The sequence below is a fragment of the Rathayibacter sp. AY2B5 genome, assembly GCF_002931645.1.
Lineage (GTDB): Bacteria > Actinomycetota > Actinomycetes > Actinomycetales > Microbacteriaceae > Rathayibacter.
Window position 1 is genome coordinate 43,979 of the sequence record NZ_PSUE01000009.1, and the last position, 23,159, is coordinate 67,137.

Consider the following 23,159-nt stretch of genomic DNA (forward strand, 5'->3'; position numbering starts at 1 on the left):
GCGCGGTCGCTTCACCGGCGCGGAGGTGTGCGGCCGCCCGACCGGCACGGATCCATGCTGATCGAGTAGCCCGCGCCGCGGGCGTGCCGAGTCATCACGACGCGCCGCCCGCGCAGCGCCGCTCCGACGGCGAACGACGGACCGCCCCCGTCCCCGGAGGGGCGGAGGCGGTCCGTGTCAAAGGGGGCGTCAGCAGCTGCGGGCCGCGTACGCTCCCGTCGCCACCGAGGTGACCTGCTCACCGTCGACCGTGCCCGTCGCGGTGACGGTGGCCTGGCCGGCCGGCAGCGAGGCCGCGCGCGTGGTGAACGCGGCGCTGCCGCTCGCGCCGGGCGCGACTCCGGTGACCTGCTTCGACCCGGAGGGTGTCGCGATGGTCATCGAGACCGGCACGCCGGACTCGTTCTTCGCCGCGACGGTGAGCGTCACCTTGCCGGCGATGCAGCGGGTGGTCGCCGTGACCGCGACCGCGAGGGCGACGGGCGCCTTCAGAGTCACCGTCACCGTCGTGGTCGAGGTGACGGAGCCGTCGGCCGCGCGGACCGTGATGGTCGCGACTCCGCCGTTCGCCGTCGTCGGCTGGGTGATCCGCACGGTGGCCGCCGAGTCGGTCGCCACTGCTCCGATCGCCGGCATCGCCGTGCCCTCGACGGTGACCGCGTAGGAGGTGCGGGCCGGGTCGAACCCGGCGATGCCGGCTCCTCCGACGCGCAGGGCGCCCAGGGTGGCGACCGCGGCGGGCGAGGCGACCGACTCGTAGAGCTTGGTCTCGGCCACGATCAGGTGCGTGTTGTCGTAGGCGTTCATCACGACGCGGAAGGCCTTGGCCGTGACGGGCGCGAACGACGCGACCAGGGTCGGAGCCGTTCCGCCGGCCGGCGACGCGAGGGCCACGGCCGACTCGTAGCCGGGGACCGCGGTCCAGGTCGTGCTGTCAGCGGCCTGGTACTGCAGCTGGTAGGTCTGCGCCCAGCTGGTGCCGCCGTCGGCCAGGAACTGCACCGACACCTTCTCGACCTGGTGGGTCGAGGGGAAGGTGTAGGTCAGCGAGCTCTGCGCGGCCTTGGTGCCGTTGGTCCAGTTCGACCAGCCCTTGTCGCCGTCGACGCCGTTGCGGGTGCGCTCCGGTCCGTAGCCCGACTCCGACGACGACGCGGTCGCGACGATGCCGGCGTCCGGGTTGAAGTTGCGGAGCGTGCCCGTGGTGACGAGCACCGTGAGCGTGGCGGGGAGCGTCGCGCCGTCGGCGGTCGCCGTTCCCGAGACCGTCACCTGCCCGGCCCGGGCGAGGGAGGCGGTGGTGAGCGGCGTCCAGTCCCAGACGACCGGCACCGGGAAGGTGCTGGCCGAGGCGCCCACGCGGGCGGGGACCGTCGTCGGGGCCGAGGCCTTCACTCCGGCGACCGAGGCGCCCGCGGCGGCCGTGACCGACACGGGGTCGGTCGCGGTCAGTCCGCCGACGTCGACGAGCGCGGTGACCGTGATCGTCTGGCCGTAGAGGTCGGTCGCGGTGCCGGGCACCTCGACGCGGCCGGTCGCGCCGTACGCCGAGTCGGCGGGGCGCTGCCAGGTGACGGCGAGCGGTGCGCCGGCTCCCCAGGAGTACTGCGGGGTGATGCTCGCGGGCAGGGTCGGAGCGACGCCCGCGGTGGTGCGGACGGCGATCGTCTGGCCGGCGGTCGGGGCGAGGTCGCGGAGGGACCACGACTGGTTCGCTCCGCCGTTGGAGGTGTAGACGCCGACCGACGCGTTGTCGGCGCTGGAGCCGCCGTTCACGTCGAGCGACTGGGCGATCGACTCGTTGACGAGCGAGAAGTTCACGCCGTCGGTGGTGTTGACGATCCAGCGGGTCGCGGCGGTCGTCTTCGCCGCGTCGACGGACAGCGAGCGCAGGTCGGTGCCGGCGGTCGTGGCTCCGAGCACGCGTCCGTCGCCGTTGACGAGGACGACGCGGCGGGTGGCCTCGCGCTCGCCGGCGGCGACCTCGCGGACCGTCCAGGTCTGCTTGGCGGCCGTGGCGGAGTCGGTGGCGAGGCCGGTGATCGTGGTCGCGGCGCCCGAGGGGTTGCCGGTCAGGGCCTTGCCGCTCTGGGTGCCGACCAGCTGGTAGCGGTGGCCGTCGCGCAGGGCGGGTGCGGAGTCGGCGACTCCCGAGACTCCGTCGATCGAGAAGCTCGTGACCGACTTGGCGGGCACGGTGATCGTGGCGGTGCGCGAGATGCGGTCGACGCTCACCGGCGTCTTGGCGACCAGGGCGTTGCTCGTGGGAGCGGCGGCCGAGGAGGCCTTCGTGGTGACGTACGGGGTGACCGTCGCGGTGTCGGCGATGGTGCCGAAGCGGGAGAGGTCGAGCACGACGGTCTTCTCGGTCGCGGTGCTGTTGGTGTGCACGACGGTCGCGCCCGAGCCGTCGCCGCGGACGGCGGCGGTGGAGGAGCTGTCGTTGGAGGGCATCAGGTGGTCGCCCTCGTGGATGAACTTGGTGAAGTTCCGGATGGTGTTGAACTTCGAGTTCGTCTCGACGCCGCAGACCGGGGCCTTGGTGGAGTCGCCACCGGCGTCGGCGACGCGGCGGACCGACTTCCAGACCTCGGTCCCGTTCTCCTGGTACGGCTTGCAGTCCAGGTCGATGTAGACGGAGCCCCAGTTGAGGTTCTCGCCCTTGGGCTTGGGCTGCTGCATGTTGTAGTAGTCCTCGACGGGCTGCCAGAGCACCCACGCCTTGGGCTCGAGCTCGCGCAGGTCGTCGTTGATGCGGCCGGCGATGCCGAGGCCGTTCTCCATGTTGGTGGGGTCGAAGCCGGTGACCCAGTTGCCCTCGATCTCGCTCATCCACAGGTCGGTGTCGGCCTGCTTCGCGAGGTCGCGGACCTTGAGGCGGCCCGAGGTGCCGTAGGTGTGGACGTTCATCCGGTCGACCTCGGCGCGGATCGCGGCGGAGTAGGCGGCCCAGTTCGTCGCGAAGATGTCGGGGTTGGTCTCGTCCATCGCGGCGATGCCGGCGTCGGTGGTCGAGGCGTCCAGCGCGGCGGCGACGTCGGGGATCAGACCCGCCTGGCGCGTCGGTCCGACGTGCATTCCCTCCTGGCGTCCGCCGGTCGGGACGCCGTTGGAGAGCTGAGTGCCCCAGTAGTTCGTGTTCGGCTCGTTGAAGGGGTCGAGCGTGTCGAACTCGATGCCGTACTCGTCCTCCATGTGCTCGGTGACCTTCACGAGGTACTTCGCGAACTGCTCCTCGGCGGCGGGCTTCAGCTGCTCGCTGTTCGCGTCGAAGCCGCCCGAGACGTAGCCGCTCTCGGTCATGAAGTACGGGGCGGAGTTGGAGAACGCCTCCCAGTGCGAGATCTGCTTCTCCTCGGCGAGCCTCTCGACCCACCAGCGCTGCGTCTCGTCGGCGGTCCAGTCGTAGGAGGCGGGGTCGTCCGCGTTCCACTTGGCCAGGAGCGCGTCGCGGTCGGCGAGCTTCGTGGAGGTGCCGCCGTAAGTCGACGCGTCGCCGGCCGGGTTCGGCTTCCACCAGCCCTCGACGGCGCCGCCCGGGCGGAGGTAATCCTTCACATCGGAGGCGTTGCCGCCGCCGATGTTGTAGCGGGCGATGTTGAGGTCGAGGCCGCTGTCGCCGAAGACCTTCTGGTAGAGGTCCTCGCGGAGGGCCTCGGGATAGTCGCCGGTCGCGTTCGCGAACCAGACCAGGCTGGTGCCCCAGCCCTCGAAAGCCTCACCGGCGGCGGCGGGGTTCGGCGTGATGCGGAACGCGTCCGCGGCCTGAGCGGGGGCCGCTGCGGCGGGGATCGCCAGCAGTGCTCCTGTGGCCAGGGCGGCGCTCGTGGCGAGCGCGGCGACCCTTCTGAAGGACATCGACATTGATGCGGTCTCTCTTTCGCCATCGAAATGCGGGCATGTTCACGTGAACGCGCCCTGACGGCCGACTGTACATGTTCACGTCAACAATCGGAAGGTGCTCAGGGGTGGGCGAGGCCCGCAGCGTCGAGAAGCCGGGAGTCGTCGCAGTCGGCGCCGAGTGCGACGACTCCTGGAGTGTCGTGGGCCTGCGGAGGCGTGCGGCCGCGCGCCGCGACACCCCCGTGCTCAGACGCGGTGCGTCGTCTCCGGGAAGGCCTCGGGCTCGCACTGGATGGTCGCGTGGTCGATGCCGTGGCGCTCGCGGAGCACGGCGAGCACCCGCGAGAGCGCGGTGCGGTAGTCGGCGTCGGGGGCGACGACCACGTGGCCGGTGGCGCTCTCCATGCCCGAGGTGATCGTCCACACGTGCAGGTCGTGCAGCGCGAGCACGCCGGGGACGGCGCAGACGTCGCGCTCGAGCGCTGCGAGGTCGACGTGCGCGGGCGCCGACTCCATCAGGATCCCCAGCGCCTGCCGCGTCAGCGACCAGGTGCGGGGAAGGATCAGCAGCCCGATCAGCACGCCGACGATCGGATCCGCCCACGCCCAGCCGGTGGTGAGCAGCACGATCGCCGCGACGATCACGCCGATCGAGCCGAGCGCGTCGCCGAGCACCTCGAGGGAGGCTCCGCGGAGGGTGATGCTCTCCTTCGCCCCGGCCGACAGCAGGCGCAGGCTCACGAGGTTGACCGCCAGGCCCACGACGGCGGTGATCAGGAGGGGGCCGCCGGGCACCGCGGGCGGCTCGGCGAAGCGGCGGACGGCCTCGACGATCACGAACGCGGCGACAGCGAACAGCAGCAGGCCGTTGGCGAGGGCGGCCAGCACTTCGAGGCGGTAGGAGCCGTAGGTGCGGCCCTTCGCGGCGGGTCGGGCGGCGAGCGAGATCGCGGCGATCGACATCCCGAGGGCCAGCACGTCGGTGCCCATGTGCGCGGCGTCCGAGAGCAGCGCGAGCGAGCCCGTCGCGACTCCGACCGCGAACTCGACGACCATGAACGCCGCGGTCAGCACGAAGGCGGCCACGAGCGGACGCCGGTGCCGCGCGGCGGCGGAGCCGGCCGGAACGCCGTGAGAGTGGCCCATCGGCTCCTCCGATCCCTGTTCGTATAAACAGTCTTGCATGCGTCCGGAGGCGAGCGCGAGGGCCCTCAGCCGACCAGCGGGTCCAGCGCCTCGCCGAGGTAGGGCGCCAGGGTCCGGGCATAGGACTCGGTGAGGTGCCCGAGGTCGCGGTACACCTTCACTCCGCCGATCACGAGGGGGCAGCCGCGGTCGTCGCAGAACCAGCGGGTGAGGTCGACGGCGGCGGCGCCCGGCCAGTCCTCGGCGGCGGCGGCCATCAGCTCGCGGTCGGCGAAGGCCTCGTCGAGCGGCACGCTGCAGTCGGCCGCGGAGCCCGGCTCCTCGGCGCAGGCCAGCAGGGAGAGCGAGGGCAGCACCGGATTGTCGCGGATCGCGACCACCGTGGATCCGCGGGCGATCAGCGGCGCCCACGACTCGTGGAACCCGTCGATGCCGGCCTGCTCGTCGGGGGTGCCGGACGCGTCGACGAACACGGACTTCTTCGCGGAGTAGGCGGTGACGACGAGCGCGTACGGCTCCTGGCCCGCGAGCTCCTCCTGCAGCTTCCCGTTCCAGACGTCGCAGGAGCGGCGGGAGGAGGCGGAGTCGTCGCGCCGCTCCGCGGTCGAGAAGACGCAGCCCGTCTTGTAGTAGGTGTGCAGGTCCCAGCCGCGCTCCTCCGCGACGCCGCGCAGCGCCGGGAAGAACGACGCCGCGTGCGAGTTGCCGATGAGCAGCACGCGGAGGCCGGCGGGATCGCCGAAGCGGCACTCCTTGAGCGCGGTGCCGGAGTTGCCCGTGCTGCACTCGTCGGTGTTCAGGGCGGAGCCGTCCTCCGAGGCGTCGACGGCGGGCAGGCTCGTGGTCCAGGAGTCGGGGCAGGCGTTCGCGAGCGCCGCGGCTCCGACGCAGCCCTCGGTCGAGACGGGGAGGGCGTGCGCGCGGGTGAGGTCGGCGGCGATCGCGGCGTTCGTTCCGGTGAGGCCCGTCGCTCCGACCAGGGCGGCGACGGCCAGCAGGGCCGCGGGGGCGAGCGCGCGGAGGCGGTGCGGGCGCTCGGCGGGGGCGCGGCGGTGGAGGGGGTCCTCGAGGAAGCGCTTCGAGGCGGCGGCCAGGAGGATCGCGGCGGCGATGACGCCCAGGCCCGCGAGGGCGGTCGGGTCCTCGCCGGTGCTCTCGCGCCAGAAGACCAGGAGTGGCCAGTGCCAGAGGTAGATCCCGTAGCTCAGGCCGCCCAGCCACACGAGCGGGCGCAGGGCCAGCAGTCGGCCGACGCCGCGCTCCGGGGCGGGGCCGGTCCCGGCGACGAGCACGAGCACCGCCGAGAGGGTCGGCCAGAGCGCGGCGGCGCCCGGGAACGCGCTCGAGACCTGGAGCACGAACCCGCAGGAGACGACTCCGATCAGCCCCAACCACCCGGCGACGGTCCGCAGGGCCGCCGGGATCGCCAGTCCCGGGAGCACGAGGGCCGCGAGCGAGCCGAGCCCGAACTCCCACGAGCGGGCGAGGGTGCTGTAGTACGCGGTCGGCTGGTCGATCCCGACCAGCACGACGGAGAACGCGAACGAGAGGACGGTGAGCGCCGCGACGAGCGCCAGCAGCAACCGCGGCAGCTGCGCGCGTCGTCGCAGCAGCACGGCGGCGAGGGTCGCGACGAGCACCAGGGCGAGCCAGATCAGGTAGAACTGCCCCTGCACCGACATCGCCCAGAAGTTCTGCACCGGCGAGTGGAAGTCGTCCTGCGCGAGGTAGTCCACTCCGGCCCGCGCGAGCGCGACGTTCTCGACGTAGAAGGTCGAGGCGAGCACCTCGGTGAAGGTCTGCAGCAGCTGCGAGGGGCGCAGGAGGAGTGCAGCGAGCGCCGCGACGACGACCAGCACCACCGCGGCCGCCGGGAAGAGCCGCGAGGCGAGCCTCCGGAGGAAGGCGATCGGACGCACGCGCCCGAACCGCCGGATCTGGCCGAGGAGGGTCAGGGTGGTGAGGAACCCGGCGATCACGAAGAAGACGTCGACGCCTCCGGAGACGCGGCCCAGCCAGATGTGGAAAGTAGCGACCAGGAGGGACGCGACGGCGCGCAGTCCCTCGATCTCGGGCCGGTAGCCGGACGCGTCGGCCTTGCGCACCAGCGCGGACCGGCCGGAGGCGGCGGTGCGGGCGGAGTGGCGGGGCAACGGGTTCCTTCCGTGACGGTCGGCGGGCGGTGGGGCGGGCGCCGTCGAGCGTCGGTGTTCAGGATCGCGCTCTCCCGCCCTCAGGGGAACCGTGTCCGGGGTGCTGTCCACCTGGTTGGGGGCTGCGGAGGCGAGGTGCGCGACAGGTGTCCGCTTACTCGGCTGTTCCGGGCCTTCTGAGTGCATCGAGAACTCGGAGGTCGCCGTTCTCGCGCGCGACCACGGCGACTTCTGCGGAGTCGCCGGCGGGCCGGGCCGAGGGTGGCCGAGGGTCGGTGGCGCGGATCGACTGGGGCGAATGGACGGGTCGAAGTGAGGTAAGGCTATGCTTACCCGGGCTCCGCGCCGCGCCCACGAACAAGGCCCGCGCACCGGGCCGACGACCGACGCCCACGAACCACGGGAGATCCATGTCCACGCACCGACGGCGCCCCGCCGCCCTCGCCCTCGCCGCCCTGACCCTGCTCGCCCTCACCGGCTGCGGCGCCTCCGAGCAGATCGAGCCCGAGAGCACGGCCGCCGCGGGGGAGGGCACGACTTCGTACCCGCTCATGCTGGACAACTGCGGCACCGCGACCACCGTCACCGCCCCTCCGCAGCGGGTCGTCTCCCTCGACCAGAACTCGACCGAGATCCTGCTGTCCCTCGGCCTCGAGGACCGGATGGTCGGCACGGCCTCCTGGACCGACCCCGTGCTCGAGACCCTCGCCCCCGCGAACGAGAGCGTGCCGCGCCTGGCCGACAACGCGCCCACCTACGAGGTGCTGCTCGGTGCCGACCCGGACTTCGTCACCGCCTCCTTCGGCCGCCACTACGCCCCCGAGGGCGTCGCCTCGCGCGACCGCCTCGCCGAGACGGGGATCGGCTCCTACCTCGCCCCCTCCGACTGCGACAACGGAGCGAGCGTCAACGGCGGGAGCGGCACGCGCACCGTCCCGCTGACCGTCGACGTCCTCTACCAGGAGATCCACGAGCTGGCCGAGGTCTTCGACGTGCAGCAGCGCGGCGAGGCCCTGGTCGCGCAGCTGCAGGAGCGCGCCGCCGCCGCCACCGAGGGGGTCGACCTCGGCGGCCGGAGCGTCGCCTTCTGGTTCGCCGACACCAAGACGCCCTACATGGCCGGCGGCTACAACTTCGCCTCGATGCTCGGCACCACGACCGGCATGACCAACGTCTTCGCCGACCGCACGGAGGACTGGCCCGCCGTGGGCTGGGAGAGCGTCGTCGCGGCCGACCCGGACGTCCTGGTCCTCGGCGACCTGCAGCGCGACCGCTTCCCCGGCGACCGCCTCGACGACAAGACCGCGTTCCTCCGCTCCGACCCGCTGACCAGCAGCCTGCCCGCGGTGCAGGACGGCCGCTTCATCGCGCTCCACGGCGCCGAGATGAACCCGTCGATCCGCTTCGTCGAGGGGCTCGAGAAGATCCGCGCCTGGTGGGACGAGAACGGGGCCTCGCTCTGAGCACGGGCACGGGCACGGGCACGGGCACGGGCACGGGCGCGGTCCTCGTCCGCCGGGTGCCGCGGGGCCTTGCCGCCGCCGCGCTGGTCGTCGGCGGGCTGCTCGCGCTGGCGCTCTCGGTCGGCGTCGCGGTGACGCTCGGCCCGGCCGACGTCTCGCTCGTGAACGTCCGCGACATCCTCCTCAACCACCTCGGGCTCGCCTCCGTCCCGGTGCGTGCGGCCGAGGACGCGATCGTCTGGCAGGAGCGCCTCCCGCGCGCACTCGTGGCCGCGGCCTGCGGGGCGGGGCTCGGCGTGTGCGGAGTGATCCTGCAGTCGCTGCTGCGCAATCCGCTCGCCGACCCGTTCGTGCTGGGCGTCTCCTCCGGAGCGTCCACGGGCGCGGTGCTCGTCGGCGTGCTCGGGGTCGGCGGAGGAGTGGTCGGGCTCTCCGGAGGCGCCTTCGTCGGCGCGCTGGTCGCCTTCGGCTTCGTGCTGCTGCTCACGCGGTTCTCGGCGGGCGGCACCTCGGGCGTGATCCTGGCGGGGGTGGCGAGCACGCAGCTGTTCTCGGCGCTGACCTCGCTGATCGTGTTCGCTCTCGCCGACTCGGACGAGACGCGCGGCGTGATGTTCTGGCTGCTCGGCTCCCTCGAGGGCATGCGCTGGGACGACGTGGCGCTGAGCGGAGGAGTCGTGCTGCTCGGCTCCGTGGTCTGCCTCGCCGCGGCGCGCACGCTCGACGCGTTCGCTTTCGGGGAGGACGTGGCCGCGTCGCTCGGCGTGCACGTGGGCCGCACCCGCCTCCTCCTGCTGGTGGTGACGGCCCTGCTGACGGCGACCCTGGTGAGCATCGCCGGCGCGATCGGCTTCGTGGGGCTGGTGCTGCCGCACGCCGCGCGACTCGTGTTCGGCCAGCGGCACTCGCGGGTGATCCCCGCGACGATCCTGCTCGGCGCGGTGTTCCTGGTGTGGGTCGACGCCGGATCGCGGGTGGCGTTCGCGCCGACTCCGCTGCCGGTGGGGGTCGGCACGGCACTCGTCGGCGTGCCGGTGTTCATGCTGCTGCTCCTGCGGCGGAGGGGCCGCTCGTGACGCTCGAGGCCGACCGGGTCTCGTGGCGCCGGGGCGGCCGCCTGGTGGTCGACGGGGTCTCGCTCCGCCCCGCTCCCGGCTCGACAGTGGGACTGCTCGGGCCCAACGGCTCGGGCAAGTCGTCGCTGCTGCGGCTGCTGCAGGGCACCGCGGCTCCGGACGCCGGCGTCGTCACCCTCGACGGCGCGCCGCTCCGCTCGCTCCGCCGCCGCGAGGTCGCCCGGGCCGTGGCCACGGTGACGCAGCAGGCCGAGACGGAGGCGGACCTCCCCGTCCGCGACGTCGTCCGGCTGGGGCGGACACCGCACCGCTCCCTTCTGGGCGGAGACACGGCCGAGGACCTGCGCGCGATCGAGCGCGCCCTCGAGCAGGTGGGTCTCGAGGCGAAGGCCGACCACCTCTGGCACACCCTCTCGGGCGGCGAGCGGCAGCGCGCGCACATCGCCCGGGCGCTGGCGCAGGAGCCGCGCGAGCTGCTGCTGGACGAGCCGACCAACCACCTCGACATCCGCCATCAGCTGGAGCTGCTGGCCCTGGTGCGGGCGCTGCCGGTGACCACGGTCGTCGCGCTGCACGACCTCAACCTCGCGGCCCTGTTCTGCGACGCGCTGCTGGTACTGCGCGAGGGGCGCGTGGTCGCGGGCGGCACCCCGGAGGAGGTGCTCACTCCGGCGCTGATCGCGGACGTCTACGGGGTGCGCGCCCGCGTGATCGTCGACGCCGGACGGCCGCACGTGCTGTTCGACTCCTGATTCCGCTGCCGCATCCTGACCCCACTGCCAGACGATCGTCGATCAGTCAACGGCCTCGTCCACTTCCAGCAGCGCGGTCTACCGTCGGTGAACCGGCTTCGAGACCTCACAGGAGAGGTCCCCCTCGCGCTGGGCGAGGTGCTCTCCTGACGGAGGGCGATGGACGTGCCGGTGACGACGAGGGGAGTCGAGAGATGTCCAGAGACGACGTGGCACCGGGGCGGTTCGCGCGGTTCGTGAAGTGGGTCAACAAGGCCGACGGCTGGGAGCCGCAGTACCTGCGCGGGCGGGTCGTGGCCAAGAAGGACGGCGAGTGGATCGTCGCGGTCGACGGCGAGGAACGCCGGATCGTGAAGAAGGAGTGGAGCGTCTACCGCTGACCCTCGGGGAGGACTCGTGATGCTGCCCGACCGGCGCACTCCCGAGATCAGAGAGGCGCGTCCCGGAGTCTTCGTGCTCGAGCTGCGCCGCACCCGCCGCCGGCCCGCCGAGGAGCTGGGCGTCCTGATCCGCACGGGCACGACCTGGACGGTGCTGGGCCCCGAGGGCGTGCTCTCCGACGTGCCGAGCTTCCACGACGCCGTGGCGGCCCTGCGCGAGTAGCGAGGCATCACCGAGGTACCCGCGGCCCCGCTGAGTCGCCCGAGACGGTCGCCCTCTCCGGCGTGTCGACGGCCGTCCCGGGCACCTCAGCGCGGAAGGGGGCGGCGCGGCGGTGGTGCCGCCGAGGCGTGGGCCCGCCGCGCCTACAGCTGGCGGCCCGGACGCTGCACGCCGACGACGGTGACGGTCAGCGTCGCGGAAGTGCTCTGCGCGGCGGACGGCGCGGACTCCGAGAGGCGCACGGTCAAGCGGAGGTGGTCGGTCGCTCCGACGGCGAGGGCGGGGGAGCCGGGCAGGTCGAGGCGGGAGGCGGCGGGGCGGTCGGCCGACACGGTGGTGACGGTGCCGGGGCAGGTCGCGGCATCGGCCGACCAGGACAGCGAGCAGCGCTCGATCGCGAGCTGCAGGCCGTCCGAAAGGTCGGTGCCCGTGGCCGTCTGCAGCTGGAGGGCCGACATCGGCAGGGTCCCGGCGTTCGTCAGGTCGAGGAGGCGCCGGGCCGTGCCGCCGGGGACGAGTCCCGCGACGGGGACCGGCACGGTCGTCGCTCCGGTGCCGGTGAACGTCGCGATGACGGTGCCGGAGGCGACCCGCGCGCTCACGGAGCCCCGGTCCAGGAGCACGGCGGTGGCGGTGGCGGCGGCGCCGAGGACGAGCGCGCCGGCGACGAGTCCCGCCAGGCCGGCGCGGGAGACCACGCGGCGGCGGACCTCGGGGGAGTGGCGCGGGGCTCCGCGGTCGCGGGAGGACGGCCGGGCGCTGTGCCGTCCGTGCTCAGCGGGCGGACGCAGGGGCTCCGGGGGCGGCGTGCCGTCCGACGAGCGGTGCGCGCCGCTCACGGGGCGACCTCCGCGGGGCGGCGCCAGATGGCGATCAGGAGCGCGCCCACGATGACCGCGCCGCCCGCGGCGAAGAGCGCGAACCGCGCCTCCGGGTGGGCGAGGCCGATGCTCGGCCAGCCCAGCAGCGGCACCACCGAGCTCTCGCGCCAGATCCGCTCGTCCGCGATCGTCACGATCCACGGGTCGGCCGACTCGTTGTTGTCGCCCTTGGTGGTGAGCGCCAGCTGGCCGGGCTCGCGGCCGCGGAGTGCCGCCGCCTCCTCCTCGGAGTAGACGAGGGTGACGCGGTGGATGACGCGGCGGCCCGGATCGTCCGGGTCGGTGAAGACGATCACGTCGCCGGCGCGGATCGCGGCCTGGTCGACGGGCAGGGTGACGGCGAGGGAGCCGACGGGCATCCCGGGCGCCATCGAGTTCGACAGCACCGGCACGAGCCGCACGAGACCGAGCGCGGAGAGGACGAAGACGGCGATGCCGGCGACGGCCACGATCGTGACCAGGCCGCCGAGGAGAGCGCGGAGGGCCTTCACGCCTGCTCCCTCCGGTGACGACGGCGCGCAGCCGCGGCGAGCAGGGCGCCCGAGCCGAGGGCGAGCATCCCGCCCAGGAGCGCAGCGCCCAGGTCGCGGCCGGTGACGGCCAGCCCGCCGCCCGCCGCTCCGGGGAAGGAGCCGGGGCCGGGCGTCGCGGAGGGATCCTCCTCCGTCGTGCCCACGAGCACCCGCAGCGACGCCGCCGCGAGCTCGGTCCCGTTGCCGGCCGACTCCGGGAACAGGACGCGGACGCGCACCCCCACGGTGGCCCCGCGCTCGAGCGGACGGACACCGTCGAGCCGTCCGAGCATCGCCGCGGGCCCGGATCCGAGCGGCACAGCGTCGCCGGGGCAGAGGTAGCGCTCGACCGTGCGCTCCCCGTCGACGACCTCGGCGACGGTGAACGCCGAGTCGCAGAGCTCGACGGACAGCTGGAGGCCGTCGCGCGGGTCCTGCGCCAGCGTGCCTCCGTCGACCGCGAAGGCCACGGAGACCCCCTGCGGCGACAGGCCGGTGCTGGTCACCTCGACCGCCCACTCGGCGCGGTCGCCCGGAGCGAGGTCGGTGAGGGATCCGGGTGCCGAGAGCTCGCGCACGTCGAGCACGCCGACGGGCTCGGCGCTCGCCGCGGGCGCGAGGAGCACCGCCGCGAGGACGGCGACGAGCGCACGGGCGTGGGGCATGGGGACGACTCCGGGGAAAGGGGGATGCCTCCGCCCCGCGCCGGTGGCGGCCGGGCAGGGCGGAGGCGGTGGCGGACGGTCTACTTCTGGATGCCGGCGCGCTGGATCGCGGCGGCGGTGAAGGTGACCGTGGCGGAGGCGTTCTCGTACGCGTTGTCGGCCGCCGTCGGCAGGACGAGCTCGATCAGCGTGTTCAGTGTCACGTCACCGGCGTCCGAGGGAAAGGTCCCGGTCGTGGTGGGGGTGATGCCGAAGTTCGCCGGGGTGAAGTCGACCGCGCCGGCCTGGCCGCCGATGGACGACAGCTTGCCGGATCCGGTGACCGTGGTGGTCCCGCTGCAGGAGTACGGGCCCGCCGGAGTCGTGGTGGGGGCGGTCGTCCAGGCGGTGGAGCAGGTCAGCAGGCGGTAGTCGAGGCCGTTCGGGCCGGAGACGAGAGACTGGCCGACACGGTTCTGGTCGGTGGTGTCGGATCCCACGACGTCGTTGGTGACCGCCTGCGAGAAGCGCACCGACGAGACGAGGTCGCCGTCGTTGGTGGCGTTCGGCAGGACGATCGTCACCGGGCGCTGGATGGTGTCTCCGGGCGCGATGTCCGTCACGATGAAGGTGCCGTCGAGGTTGATGTCGAGCTGTCCGGCGTCCGCGGTGACGCTGGCGGTCCCGGAGTCGGTGAACACTGCGAAGGCGCCGGCGCCGGCGAGGGCTCCCGCGGCGAGGAGGACGCCGCCGGTGAGGGCGATCTTCTTCCAGGGGCTGCGACGACGGGTGGGTGCTGTGGTGGTCATGGCGACCGTTCCTTTCTGGTGGGTGGTGCCCGGTGCGGGCGTGGTCTCCCTCACGAGGACACGTGCAGGACGAGAGGGGTGTCGGCGGGGAGGCATCAGCAGCCTCCGGCGGTGGTGACGGCCGGCTGGGCGACGGCGGTCGAGGCGGCGGACGCGACTCCGAGCCAGCGCTGCAGGTCCGGGCGGACCCGCCACTGGTAGCTGCGGCCCTCACCGACCCGGTCGTCGGTGAAGCTCGTCGCGGAGGCGGCGGGTGCCGCGATCACGGTCCAGGGGCCGGGCGTCGTCCCCGCGAGGCGGCGCTCGAGGGTCCAGCCGGTCGCTCCGGCGGCGGCCGACCAGCTCACGAGGGTGCTCGGCCGACCGGCCGTGCAGCTCGCGACGGGCGTGGCGACCACGGAGGAGCTGGTCCAGGCGCCGAGCCCGACCGCTCCGCTCGTGCTGCCGGTGCCGGAGAAGCCGCGCCGGACGAGGGGAGCGGGATCGACCCACACCGTGATCGTGCCGCCCGCCGTGAGCGCGCCGTCCGTGACCGTGTACGCGATCGTCGCGCTCCCGGTCCAGCCGTCGGTCGCGGGCGTGTAGGTGCACGTGGATCCGGAGCAGGAAAAGGTGCCGCGCAGCCCGGCCGGGACGCTCGTGCCGGCCAGGGCGAGGGTCGTGCCCGGGTCCTCGTCGGTGTCGTTCGCGAGCGGAGCGACGGTGACGGCGGGGCCGCCGGTGGTCGCGACCACGCGGTCGGGTCGGGCGACCGGCGCGCGGTTCAGCGCGGTGACGGTGACCGTGACCCGCACGTTCCAGGTGCCGTACTGGCCCGAGAGGGAGTAGTCGAAGACGTCGGTGCCGACGAAGGCGGCGATCGGGCGGTAGGTGCACTGGCCGCGGGTCGCTCCGCTCGCGACGCAGGAGACGGACCCCTGCACGGGAGTGGCGGGGGCGGGGGTCGCCGCGCCTCCGATCGCCTTCGGGGTCGCCGAGAGCTGCGCGCGCGAGAAGGTCGCTCCGGTCGCGGCGGGCCCGTCGTTCGCGAGCACGTCGATCACGACCGATCCGCCCTGCACGACCGTCGCGGCGTCGGCCGCCGGATCGGGGATCACCGAGATGCTCACCGAGGCCGTGCGGGTGAAGGCCCCGCCGGTCGGGCCGGTCGCCGTCGCCGTGGCGGTGTTGGCGATCGTGCCGGCGGTGACGTCGGCGGCGGTGGTCGTGTAGGCGGCGGTCGCGGTGACGACCTGGCCGGGCAGCAGTCGTCCGGAAGTGCCCGGCCAGGAGTAGGTGAGAGCGGAGAGCCCGCTCTTGGGGTCGCTGATCGCGACCGCGGTGAGGGTGGTGGTGCCGGTGTTGGTCGCGCGGAAGGTGTAGGTCACCACGGTGCCGGCGGCGCTGATGAAGGCGGGGTTCGCGGTCTTGGTGAGCGCGAGGTCGTTCGTGCGGGTGATCGTGTCCGTCCGCGAGGCGGTGGCCGTGACGGCGGCGCCCGTCGGAGGGGTGCCGGTCGCGGTGGCGGTGTTGAGGACCTGGCCCGCGTCGACGTCGGCCTGCGTGAGCGTGTACGACGCGGTCGCGGTGACCGACTGGCCGATCTCGAGGCGCCCGGCGGTCCCCGGCCAGGAGTAGGCGAGCGCGGAGAGCCCGCTCTTGGGGTCGGTGACCGCGACGGCGCTCAGCCCGGTGTTGCCGGTGTTGGTGGCGGAGAAGCTGTAGGAGACGGTCGAGCCCACGGCGGCCCCGGTCGGGATCGTGCCGTTCTTCGTCAGCGAGATCGAGGGCGCGTAGCGGATCGGCGTGGTGGCCGTGGAGGTCGCGGTGACCGTCACGGGCGTGGCGGCCAGGGTGCGGCCGGAGACGGTCGCCGTGTTGACGAGCGACGTGTTCTTGTCGATGTCGGTCTGCAGCACCGTGTACGGCGCCGACGTGAAGGTGGCGCTCGCTCCGGGGGCGAGCTGCGTCGAGGCGGGCGTGATGCCGGTGACCTTCGGGTCGGCGACGGCGACCGTCTGCAGTGTGACGTTGCCGGAGTTGAGGGCGAGGAAGGAGTAGCGGATCTGCTCTCCGGCGTCGGCCTGGGCGTTGCCGTTCGTGTCGGTGAGCAGGGCGGTCTTGGTGAGGGTCAGAGCGGGAGCCGGGGTGGCGATGGGGGCGGTGACGGTGGCGGTCCTGCTCGTGACGGGGGTCGTCGTCACGACGTTCGAGATCGTCTCCGTCTTCGTCGCTGCAGCGGTCGCTGTGTTGACGAACGAGCCGGCCACCGCTTCGGCGGCCGTGACCGTATGGGATCCCGTGCAGATGGTGGAGGCGAGCGGGAGCAGGGTCGTCGTCGGACAGGAGATGCTCGCGGCCTTCGGGTCCGTGACGACGATCCCGGTGAGCGTGCCCCGGATAGACCCGTTCGTGACGACGAACTGGTAGGGGATGACGGATCCCTCGGCGTAGGCGACGGGCTGCGTGGTGGTGCGGTCGATCTGCTTGACCAGAGTGATGTCGTCGAGAGTGTTGATGGACGAGACGGAGACGTTGCGGACGAGGTGGGTGTCGTTCGATCCACCGGTGGACGCCGTGAAGCCGAGCTTGAAGGTCGAGGGCGCTGCGGTCGGCATCGTGAACTGCATCAGCTGCGTCAGCGCGGAGGCGGCCATTCCCGCCGAGGTGCCCCAGTAGACCGTGACGACGGGGGAGGCCGTGGCGGACACGGTGATCCGCACGGTCCTGCCGTAGCTCGCGGGCGGATTGCCCGACGAGACGGTGATCGGGGTGCGGACGGAGGTGAGCGTCGGCGGCGGCGCGGCCTGCAGGAAGCAGTAGCCGGTCTGGCCCTGGCCTGCACCGCGGGCGACGATCTGATTCGCGACCTGGCCCTGGCCTGAGCCGGAGGGGCACCCGAATCCGAGTCCGTAGGTGGGCGGGGCGTTGGGTGTCGTGCTCTGCGTGGGAGGTCTGGCCGAGAAGTTCCCGTAGGCGTCGATGCCGATGCCGAGATAGCCGCCGTTCACACCCTCGACGGTCGCGGACTGACCGTAGCCGAGCGAGCCGCCAGGGGCTCCGGCCGCAGTCAGGGACTTCGAGCCGTCCGTGAGGAAGAAGCCGATGCCGTCTGCTCCGAGGAGGCCGAGGGCGGAGCTGTACTGGTACTGGTCGAACTGGACGTCGATGCCGCCCATCGCGGGGATCGGCCGGTTGAAGACCGCGCCGCCCTTGGCGTCGTTGCGGGCATCGGTGAGCTGGAGGAAGCCCGGACTCGTCGCGGCGACGGGGGCCTGAGTCCGGTTGGCGCAGACGCCGAGGTTCGAGGACCCGGCCGGGGGTGCGGTCGTCGCCCGGGTGATGCAGCCCCCGTCGAGCGCCTGCCAGGCCGAGTCCGCGACGCTGGTGCCGCCGAAGCCCTCCTGGAGCAGGACCGTGGCCGCCGCAGCTCTCGTCGCCGGCAGAACCACGAGGACGGCGGCGAGCAGGAGCAGGACGAGGCCGAGGGCGATCGAGCGGTCGTGGCTCGGCCGGGCATGCGCGTTCGACACGGATCGACCTCCCCCCCGGGGCGCCTCGCCGGGCCTTCCGGATGGAGCGGGATCACGATAGGTCGCGGCTCGGAGGCGCCCTGTCCCCCTGAGACGGGACGTGGGCGGCGGACGACGGGCCCCCGATCCGGTGGGCACGCAGAAGGGGGAGAGCGAGCGCTGAACCAGCGCTCAGGTGGTGTCCAGAAAACGCGACCGATCCGGGGGTCCCCCGCGAGAGTGTTGACGTGCGCACGGCCCTCGCGCCGGGCTGAGGGCGGCCTGGATCCGTGCCGGCCCCGCGGGACCCCGGAGTTCCGCCACCGACACGATGCGGTTCCGCTCCCGTGGCGGGCATCTCCGGAGCAGTGGCGCGAGATAGCGCTCTCACCAGGACCTTCTCCGGATCGCTCCGCTGCTCGACGCCAGGTGGGAGCGCCGCCGCGGGTGTCCCTGAAGTGGGTCTGGTGGTCGCGCGGCGGACGCGGGAGGATGCATTCGCGCCTGCCCGCCCGCACGGTCCCCCGAAGGACCGCACCGCGCCCCCTCCACGGTGGTCCGATCCGGACCGCAGCACCCCCCTCACACCTTCCGGTCAGGCTCCGCCGACCGAGCAGCCCTCTCCACGTCGGGATCCCATGTCCTCTCCTGCGCGCCACAGCCGCCGTCTCGTCCTCACCGGAGCCGCCCTCGGCGTCGGATCCGCCTTCGCCTACGCGATGACCGCGTCCGCGGCGCCCGACTACAGCGTGATCCCGCCGCTGCCCAACGAGCTCGGGCGCAGCGACACGGCGATCTCGCGCGTGGGGAAGAAGCCGTACCAGATCATCGACGTGATGATCGGCACCGACCGCGCGCGGCTCTTCGTTCCGCACACCGCGGTCCCCTCGCAGCGGATCGGCCGGGTCGTCTACTGGTACTACCACGCCAACGGGAGCACCTACGCGGCCCTGTCCGGCGCCTACCAGTACAGCGCCGACCAGGCCGTCGACAAGGGCGTCATCTCGATCTGCCCGAACTACGGCGGCAGCATCTACACGAACAAGCGGGCCGTCGCCATGCAGGTGGACGCGGTCGCCTGGTTCCAGAAGACGTGGCGGATCGGGGCGAGCTTCCTCCGCTCGAACTCCGGCGGTGGCGCACTGCTCTGCTGGGCGTACGGCAACAAGCTGGTCCCCGAGATCCGCGGCGCGTACCACGCGGCCGGCGTCTACGACATGGCCGACATGGCCCGCCGCGACCCGGGGCGCGTCCTGCCGGACTACGACAACGACCCCTCGACGATCCCGGCGACCGACCCCGCGCTGCTGCCGCAGGCCTCGTGGGCGGGGGCGCGGATCCGCACGACCGGCTCGACGGAGGACGTCCTCGTCCCGATCGCCGTGCACGGAGGGGCGTGGGTCGCGCTCGCGAAGCCCGTCGCGAAGGAGGCGGTGGTCCTCTACACGCCGACCGAGGGCGCTCCGAACGGCCACAACGTGCCGAGCCTGACGAACAAGGACATGCTCGACACGTTCGACCGCTGGCTCGCGGAGCAGCCGGTCGTTCCGCTGCCCGACGAGCCCGCCTCGTCGATCCCGGGCGAGGGCACGTACCAGAACTCCTCGCCGCTCATCACGACGGCGGGCACCTGGAGCACGATCTCCTCCTCCGCCGACAGCGGTGGGAGCATCAGCTACTCCAGCTCGGCCGGAGCGTCCGCGAGCTTCCGCTTCTCGGGCACGGGCGTCAGCTGGGTGAGCCGGATGACGGCGACCTCCGGCATCAACGAGGTGCTGCTCGACGGCGTCCTCGTCGCCACCGTCGACCGCTACAGCCCCACGACCCGCTCGGGTCAGACGGTCTGGACGAGCGGGCCGATCGCCGCCGGCACCCACACGGTCACGATCCGCCGCGGGACGACGCGCAACCCGGCGTCCACCGGATCCACGCTGATCCTCGACGCCTTCGTCGTGACCGCGGGGACCGTCTCCACGTCGACGCCCACCCCCACCGCGACGGCGTCTCCGACCAGCACGCCGACGCCCACCGACACGCCGACTCCGACCGAGACCCCGACGGCCACGTCCACGCCCACCCCGACCTCGACGCTGCCGGCGGCGGGGACGTACCAGAACGGAGCCGCCGTCATCGCGACGGTCGGCACCTGGGCGACGCTCTCGAGCACCGCCGACAGCGGCGGCAGCATCTCGTACTCCAGCACCTCCACGGCCTCGGCGACCCTCCGCTTCCGGGGCACGAAGGTCAGCTGGGTGAGCCGGATCACCCCGACCTCGGGCATCAACGAGGTCCTGATCGACGGCGTGCTCGTCGCCTCCGTCGACCGCTACAGCGCCACGAACCGCTCGGCCCGCACCGTGTTCACCAGCAGCACCCTCAGTGCCGGCGAGCACACCATCACCATCCGCCGCGGCAGCAAGCGCAACGCCGCCTCCACGGGCAACTCGCTGATCCTGGACGCCTTCGTCGTCGTGTGAGCCGCTCGGGCACCCGAGCCGCCCGCGTGATTCCGGACAGAGGACGCGGGCGGGCTCGGGTGGTCGGGTGTCCGGGGGCTCGTGGAGGGGGCCCTTGTCGCTGAGGCGCTCGCTGGGCGCCCACTGCGTCGAGTCGCCCGGGGATGCAGCTGTTTCAGCGTTCTCGGAACCGTCTCGGGCACCTCAGCGGGCCTCGCGCGAGGCGGCCCGTGCGAGCATGCGGGGATGAGAACGCTGATCCTCGGAGGCACGGGCTGGCTCGGCGGGCACCTCGCGGCGGAGGCGCTGCGGCGCGGCCACGACGTGACCTGCCTCGCGCGGGGGACGGCCGTGCCCGCGGGGGCGTCCCTCGTCCGGGCCGACCGCGACCGCGACGACGCTCTCGACGCCGTGGCTGCGGCATCGTGGGACGCGGTGATCGACGTCTCCTCGACCCCGCAGCACGTCCGCCGATCCGTCCGCGACCTGCGCTGCAGCGCCTACGTCCTCGTCTCGACCACGAGCGTCTACGCCGAGAACGCGGTCGTCGGTGCGGACGAGGACGCCGAGCTGCTCCCTCCCTCCGACGACCCCGCCTCGTACGGCGCCGCGAAGGCCGCCTGCGAGCAGGCCGTGCTGGCCGGATCCGCGCCGTCCCTGATCGCGCGCGCCGGCCTGATCGGCGGCCCCGGCGACCCGACGAGCCGCTGCTCCTACTGGCCCTGGCGCTTCAGCGCGCGGCCCGGCCCCGTACTGGTGCCGGATGCGCCCGAGCTGCCCACGTCCGTGGTCGACGTGCGGGACCTCGCCGCCTGGCTGGTGGCGTCCGCCGAGGCGCGGGTGGAGGGCGTGATGAACGTCTGCGGGACCCCCGTGCCGTTCGGCGAGCACCTGGCCCTGGCGCGCGGCGGGTCGTCCGCCGAGCCGGTCGCCGTGCCGGAGGAGTGGCTGCTCGAGCGCGGCGTCGGCCAGTGGGCGGGCCCCGGCTCGCTCCCGCTGTGGATCGCGGACCCCGACTGGCGCGGCATGAACGCCCGCTCGACGGCACGGGCGGAGGCCGCGGGCTTCGAGCGCCGCGACCTCACCGAGACGCTGCGGGACGCGGCGGCCGCGCACGTGCCGGGACGCGGCGCCGGGCTGGGGGAGGAGCGGGAGCGGGAGCTGCTTGGGGAGTGGGGTGCGGGGCGGGGTGTGAGCGGCGGGATCGAGACAAAACTCTCTCCCCGTCGGCGCCGAGGCGCCTCCAGTCCGCTTGTCTAACAGCTGGTCGTCCAGGCCATGTCGATGCGCTACGTGTGCCGTCTGTAGTCTCGGCGAAGGCCAGTTCCGTCCTCGCTCGGGGACCTATGGCGAGAAATGGAGCTGCTCATGTCCACCGGTCCCACTCTGCTCTTCCTGCACGGCATCGGCACCGGAGATCAAGACGACGCCTGGGAAGTAGCATTGAACACGGCTCTCCTCAAACTTGGCTACCCCGATCTTGACGCGGTAAACGTTGTCGCCCCCAAGTACCCGCATGCATTGCGGGGGGCGAATGCGCGGGAACCGATCCCTGCGATCACGGTCAAGCCACCCACTCGAGAGGCGGCGAGGAAGAACCGCCGCGAGTTCGAGGAGCGGACAGCAGCGATGGAAATCCGGTTGGGTCGCCAAGACCCCGGAATCGGTTGGGTGGGCGGCGACGTTGCTGTTGGCGCGGTGACCCGTCTGCCTCCGTTCAAACAGGCGCACAACTACCTTAATGAGCCGCACATCCGCGCTGAGGTGCTGAATCTGATTCTGCGCTCTCTGCCTGACACGGGCGACCTCTTAATCGTCGGCCACAGCCTCGGTTCGGTCATCGCTGCGGACTTGATCCGACGGCTTCCGGTCGCCGTGAGAGTCATCGGTCTGCTTACCATCGGCAGCCCACTCGGAAACGGAGGGTTTGATGTCGACAAGCTTCGCGAGGCGGTGAGAGAGCCTCCGGCGAATCTCGGCTGGTGGGTCAACGTGTGGAATGCTCCGGACCCAGTTGCTGCTCATCGAGGGCTCTCATCGGTCTTCGACTACCTGCTCGACTTCCGAGTGCAGACCAGACAAGCGCCTATAGACAAGCGTGCGCACTCCGCAGTGGACTACCTCTCGACTGCGGTTGTGGCGGAGGTGATCGGATTCGGGCTCTTCGGCTCTCGTTCGAGGGAAATCGACATGATCGACAGGGGGCTCGACATCCCCCTCGACGGAGTCGAGATGGCGGGCCTGCTCGCCCTGCGCTACGCCCACCTGGTGGGGGCGAACCTTGAAGGTGATGTGGCGGAGCGCTTCGCCGGCGCACTCCGTTATGTGCAAGCGTTCTCGCTGGAGGAGATTCGTGCGCGAAACGTTCGGGAAAACCGTCCGCTTCCTCTTGAGATCGCACGGCTGAGGTTCGATCTCACGGACACAAAGGCCGTAGCGCCGGAACCGCGTCCGATAGGTCACCTCGACAAGGAACAGGCGGCCGCTCTCATGACCGTTCTTGCCTCAGAGAATGTCATCAAGCCCTTCGAGATCAGTATCCCCCGTGAGAAGTGGCAGGCCGCCATGGCGGACCTGACCGCCGAGTTGGGGCTCACCAGTCGTTTCGGTACGGATGTGTTCGCGGCGACGAAGGAAGCGCAAGCCGCCCTGACCGGACCTCGGGGACTCAGCTGGATCAAGTGGGGCGCCATCGGTGCGGGCGCAGCCGCAATGGTCGTGGCGGCGGGGGGGCTCGCCCTTGCAGCAGGTCCCGGTCTGGCAGGAGCGGCCGTCATAACCAGTGCTCTGGCTAGCTTCGGTCCGGGTGGCATGATCGGGGGATTGCTGACTGCAGGCTCGTTGGTCACTGCAGGCGGCGGAGGAATCGCGTTCGGGCTGGCCAGTCCCGGCACCACCGCCGACGTTGTCGAGGCAATCATCGTGCAACGCCTCGCGGTCTCGCTCCTTCGCCAGAAGCGGCACCTCGAGCCCGATCCGGAGGTGTGGGCGATTCTTACTCGCACCGAGATCGAGATTCGCCGTCAACACGAGCGTCTCGACGAGTTCTCCGACGCGTCCGCGGGATCTCTCAAAGATCTGAAGCGGAAGATTGAGATCGTCGAGCGGGCGCTTGCCCATCTGCGGGAAAAAGGTCTCGAGCCGACGGTCCGGTCCTCTGACGACGAACGGTGAAGATGTTTTCTGAAGCTGAAGCTGATCGTGTCGCTAAGGAGAGCGCCTGCGATCAGTCTGTTCAGGCGTGGAGCGGCACGCCTTCGCCTCTGTTGCGTATTCCCTGACCTCCTCGACATGTCGGTGGTCGCTGCCACCCTCCGTCCATTCCCCTTT

16 protein-coding genes are annotated in these 23,159 nt (G+C 72.3%); 8 read left to right on the forward strand and 8 right to left on the reverse strand.

Translation table 11 applies throughout. The features are described from left to right. Window positions 1-189 precede the first annotated feature (189 nt). From C5C30_RS08060 to C5C30_RS08070, 3 genes are all read right to left on the reverse strand, one after another. Window positions 190-3,858, reverse strand: coding sequence for a glycoside hydrolase (locus tag C5C30_RS08060; protein ID WP_181131502.1), 3,669 nt, complete (start codon window positions 3,856-3,858; stop codon window positions 190-192). 231 nt (window positions 3,859-4,089) lie between these two features. After that, on the reverse strand, window positions 4,090-4,989 hold the full coding sequence (locus C5C30_RS08065) for a cation diffusion facilitator family transporter (RefSeq protein WP_104226358.1): 900 nt from the start codon (window positions 4,987-4,989) through the stop codon (window positions 4,090-4,092). Between the two features lie 65 nt (window positions 4,990-5,054). Further along, window positions 5,055-7,142, reverse strand: coding sequence for an acyltransferase family protein (locus C5C30_RS08070; RefSeq protein WP_181131504.1), 2,088 nt, complete (start codon window positions 7,140-7,142; stop codon window positions 5,055-5,057). A 410-nt stretch (window positions 7,143-7,552) separates the two neighbouring features. On the opposite strand from C5C30_RS08070, the gene C5C30_RS08075 reads away from it, so the two are divergent. From C5C30_RS08075 to C5C30_RS08095, 5 genes are all read left to right on the forward strand, one after another. Continuing rightward, window positions 7,553-8,605 carry an ABC transporter substrate-binding protein gene (locus C5C30_RS08075; RefSeq protein ID WP_104333496.1) on the forward strand — a complete coding sequence of 351 codons (1,053 nt, stop codon included), beginning with the start codon at window positions 7,553-7,555 and terminating at the stop codon, window positions 8,603-8,605. Next, the gene (locus C5C30_RS08080; protein ID WP_374955301.1) at window positions 8,578-9,681 is read left to right on the forward strand and encodes a FecCD family ABC transporter permease; all 1,104 of its coding nucleotides are present in this window, start codon (window positions 8,578-8,580) and stop codon (window positions 9,679-9,681) included. The genes C5C30_RS08075 and C5C30_RS08080 overlap by 28 nt, the downstream gene beginning before the upstream one ends. Then, window positions 9,678-10,433, forward strand: a complete 756-nt coding sequence (locus C5C30_RS08085; RefSeq protein WP_104226361.1) for an ABC transporter ATP-binding protein — start codon at window positions 9,678-9,680, stop codon at window positions 10,431-10,433. Before C5C30_RS08080 ends, C5C30_RS08085 begins: the two co-directional genes overlap by 4 nt. Before the next feature lie 194 nt (window positions 10,434-10,627). Continuing rightward, on the forward strand, window positions 10,628-10,813 hold the full coding sequence (locus tag C5C30_RS08090) for a hypothetical protein (RefSeq protein ID WP_104223398.1): 186 nt from the start codon (window positions 10,628-10,630) through the stop codon (window positions 10,811-10,813). A 16-nt stretch (window positions 10,814-10,829) separates the two neighbouring features. Beyond that, window positions 10,830-11,036, forward strand: coding sequence for a hypothetical protein (locus C5C30_RS08095; RefSeq protein ID WP_104256374.1), 207 nt, complete (start codon window positions 10,830-10,832; stop codon window positions 11,034-11,036). A 143-nt stretch (window positions 11,037-11,179) separates the two neighbouring features. On the opposite strand, the gene C5C30_RS08100 is transcribed toward C5C30_RS08095, so the two are convergent. The 5 genes from C5C30_RS08100 to C5C30_RS08120 all read right to left on the reverse strand — a co-directional run bounded on the left by C5C30_RS08100 (window position 11,180) and on the right by C5C30_RS08120 (window position 17,394). Further along, window positions 11,180-11,875, reverse strand: coding sequence for a peptidase (locus tag C5C30_RS08100; protein ID WP_104260823.1), 696 nt, complete (start codon window positions 11,873-11,875; stop codon window positions 11,180-11,182). Beyond that, window positions 11,872-12,408 carry a signal peptidase I gene (locus tag C5C30_RS08105; protein ID WP_104223395.1) on the reverse strand — a complete coding sequence of 179 codons (537 nt, stop codon included), beginning with the start codon at window positions 12,406-12,408 and terminating at the stop codon, window positions 11,872-11,874. Before C5C30_RS08105 ends, C5C30_RS08100 begins: the two co-directional genes overlap by 4 nt. Beyond that, complete coding sequence (locus C5C30_RS08110; protein WP_104333497.1) at window positions 12,405-13,094, reverse strand: hypothetical protein; 690 nt, start codon at window positions 13,092-13,094, stop codon at window positions 12,405-12,407. The genes C5C30_RS08105 and C5C30_RS08110 overlap by 4 nt, the downstream gene beginning before the upstream one ends. An 80-nt stretch (window positions 13,095-13,174) precedes the next feature. Then, on the reverse strand, window positions 13,175-13,882 hold the full coding sequence (locus tag C5C30_RS08115) for a TasA family protein (protein ID WP_104333498.1): 708 nt from the start codon (window positions 13,880-13,882) through the stop codon (window positions 13,175-13,177). A gap of 95 nt (window positions 13,883-13,977) precedes the next feature. Further along, entirely contained in the window at window positions 13,978-17,394 is a 3,417-nt protein-coding gene (locus C5C30_RS08120) for an Ig-like domain-containing protein (RefSeq protein ID WP_104333499.1), read from the reverse strand. Between the two features lie 617 nt (window positions 17,395-18,011). On the opposite strand from C5C30_RS08120, the gene C5C30_RS17640 reads away from it, so the two are divergent. From C5C30_RS17640 to C5C30_RS08135, 3 genes are all read left to right on the forward strand, one after another. Further along, window positions 18,012-19,850: a hypothetical protein gene (locus tag C5C30_RS17640; protein WP_181027253.1), complete on the forward strand. Its 1,839-nt coding sequence runs from the start codon at window positions 18,012-18,014 to the stop codon at window positions 19,848-19,850. 225 nt (window positions 19,851-20,075) lie between these two features. Next, window positions 20,076-21,089, forward strand: coding sequence for an NAD-dependent epimerase/dehydratase family protein (locus C5C30_RS08130; protein WP_104333500.1), 1,014 nt, complete (start codon window positions 20,076-20,078; stop codon window positions 21,087-21,089). Window positions 21,090-21,197: 108 nt separating this feature from the next. Next, a complete protein-coding gene (locus C5C30_RS08135) occupies window positions 21,198-23,003 on the forward strand; it encodes a hypothetical protein (protein WP_104223419.1) in 1,806 nt (601 codons plus the stop codon). Window positions 23,004-23,159 lie beyond the last annotated feature (156 nt).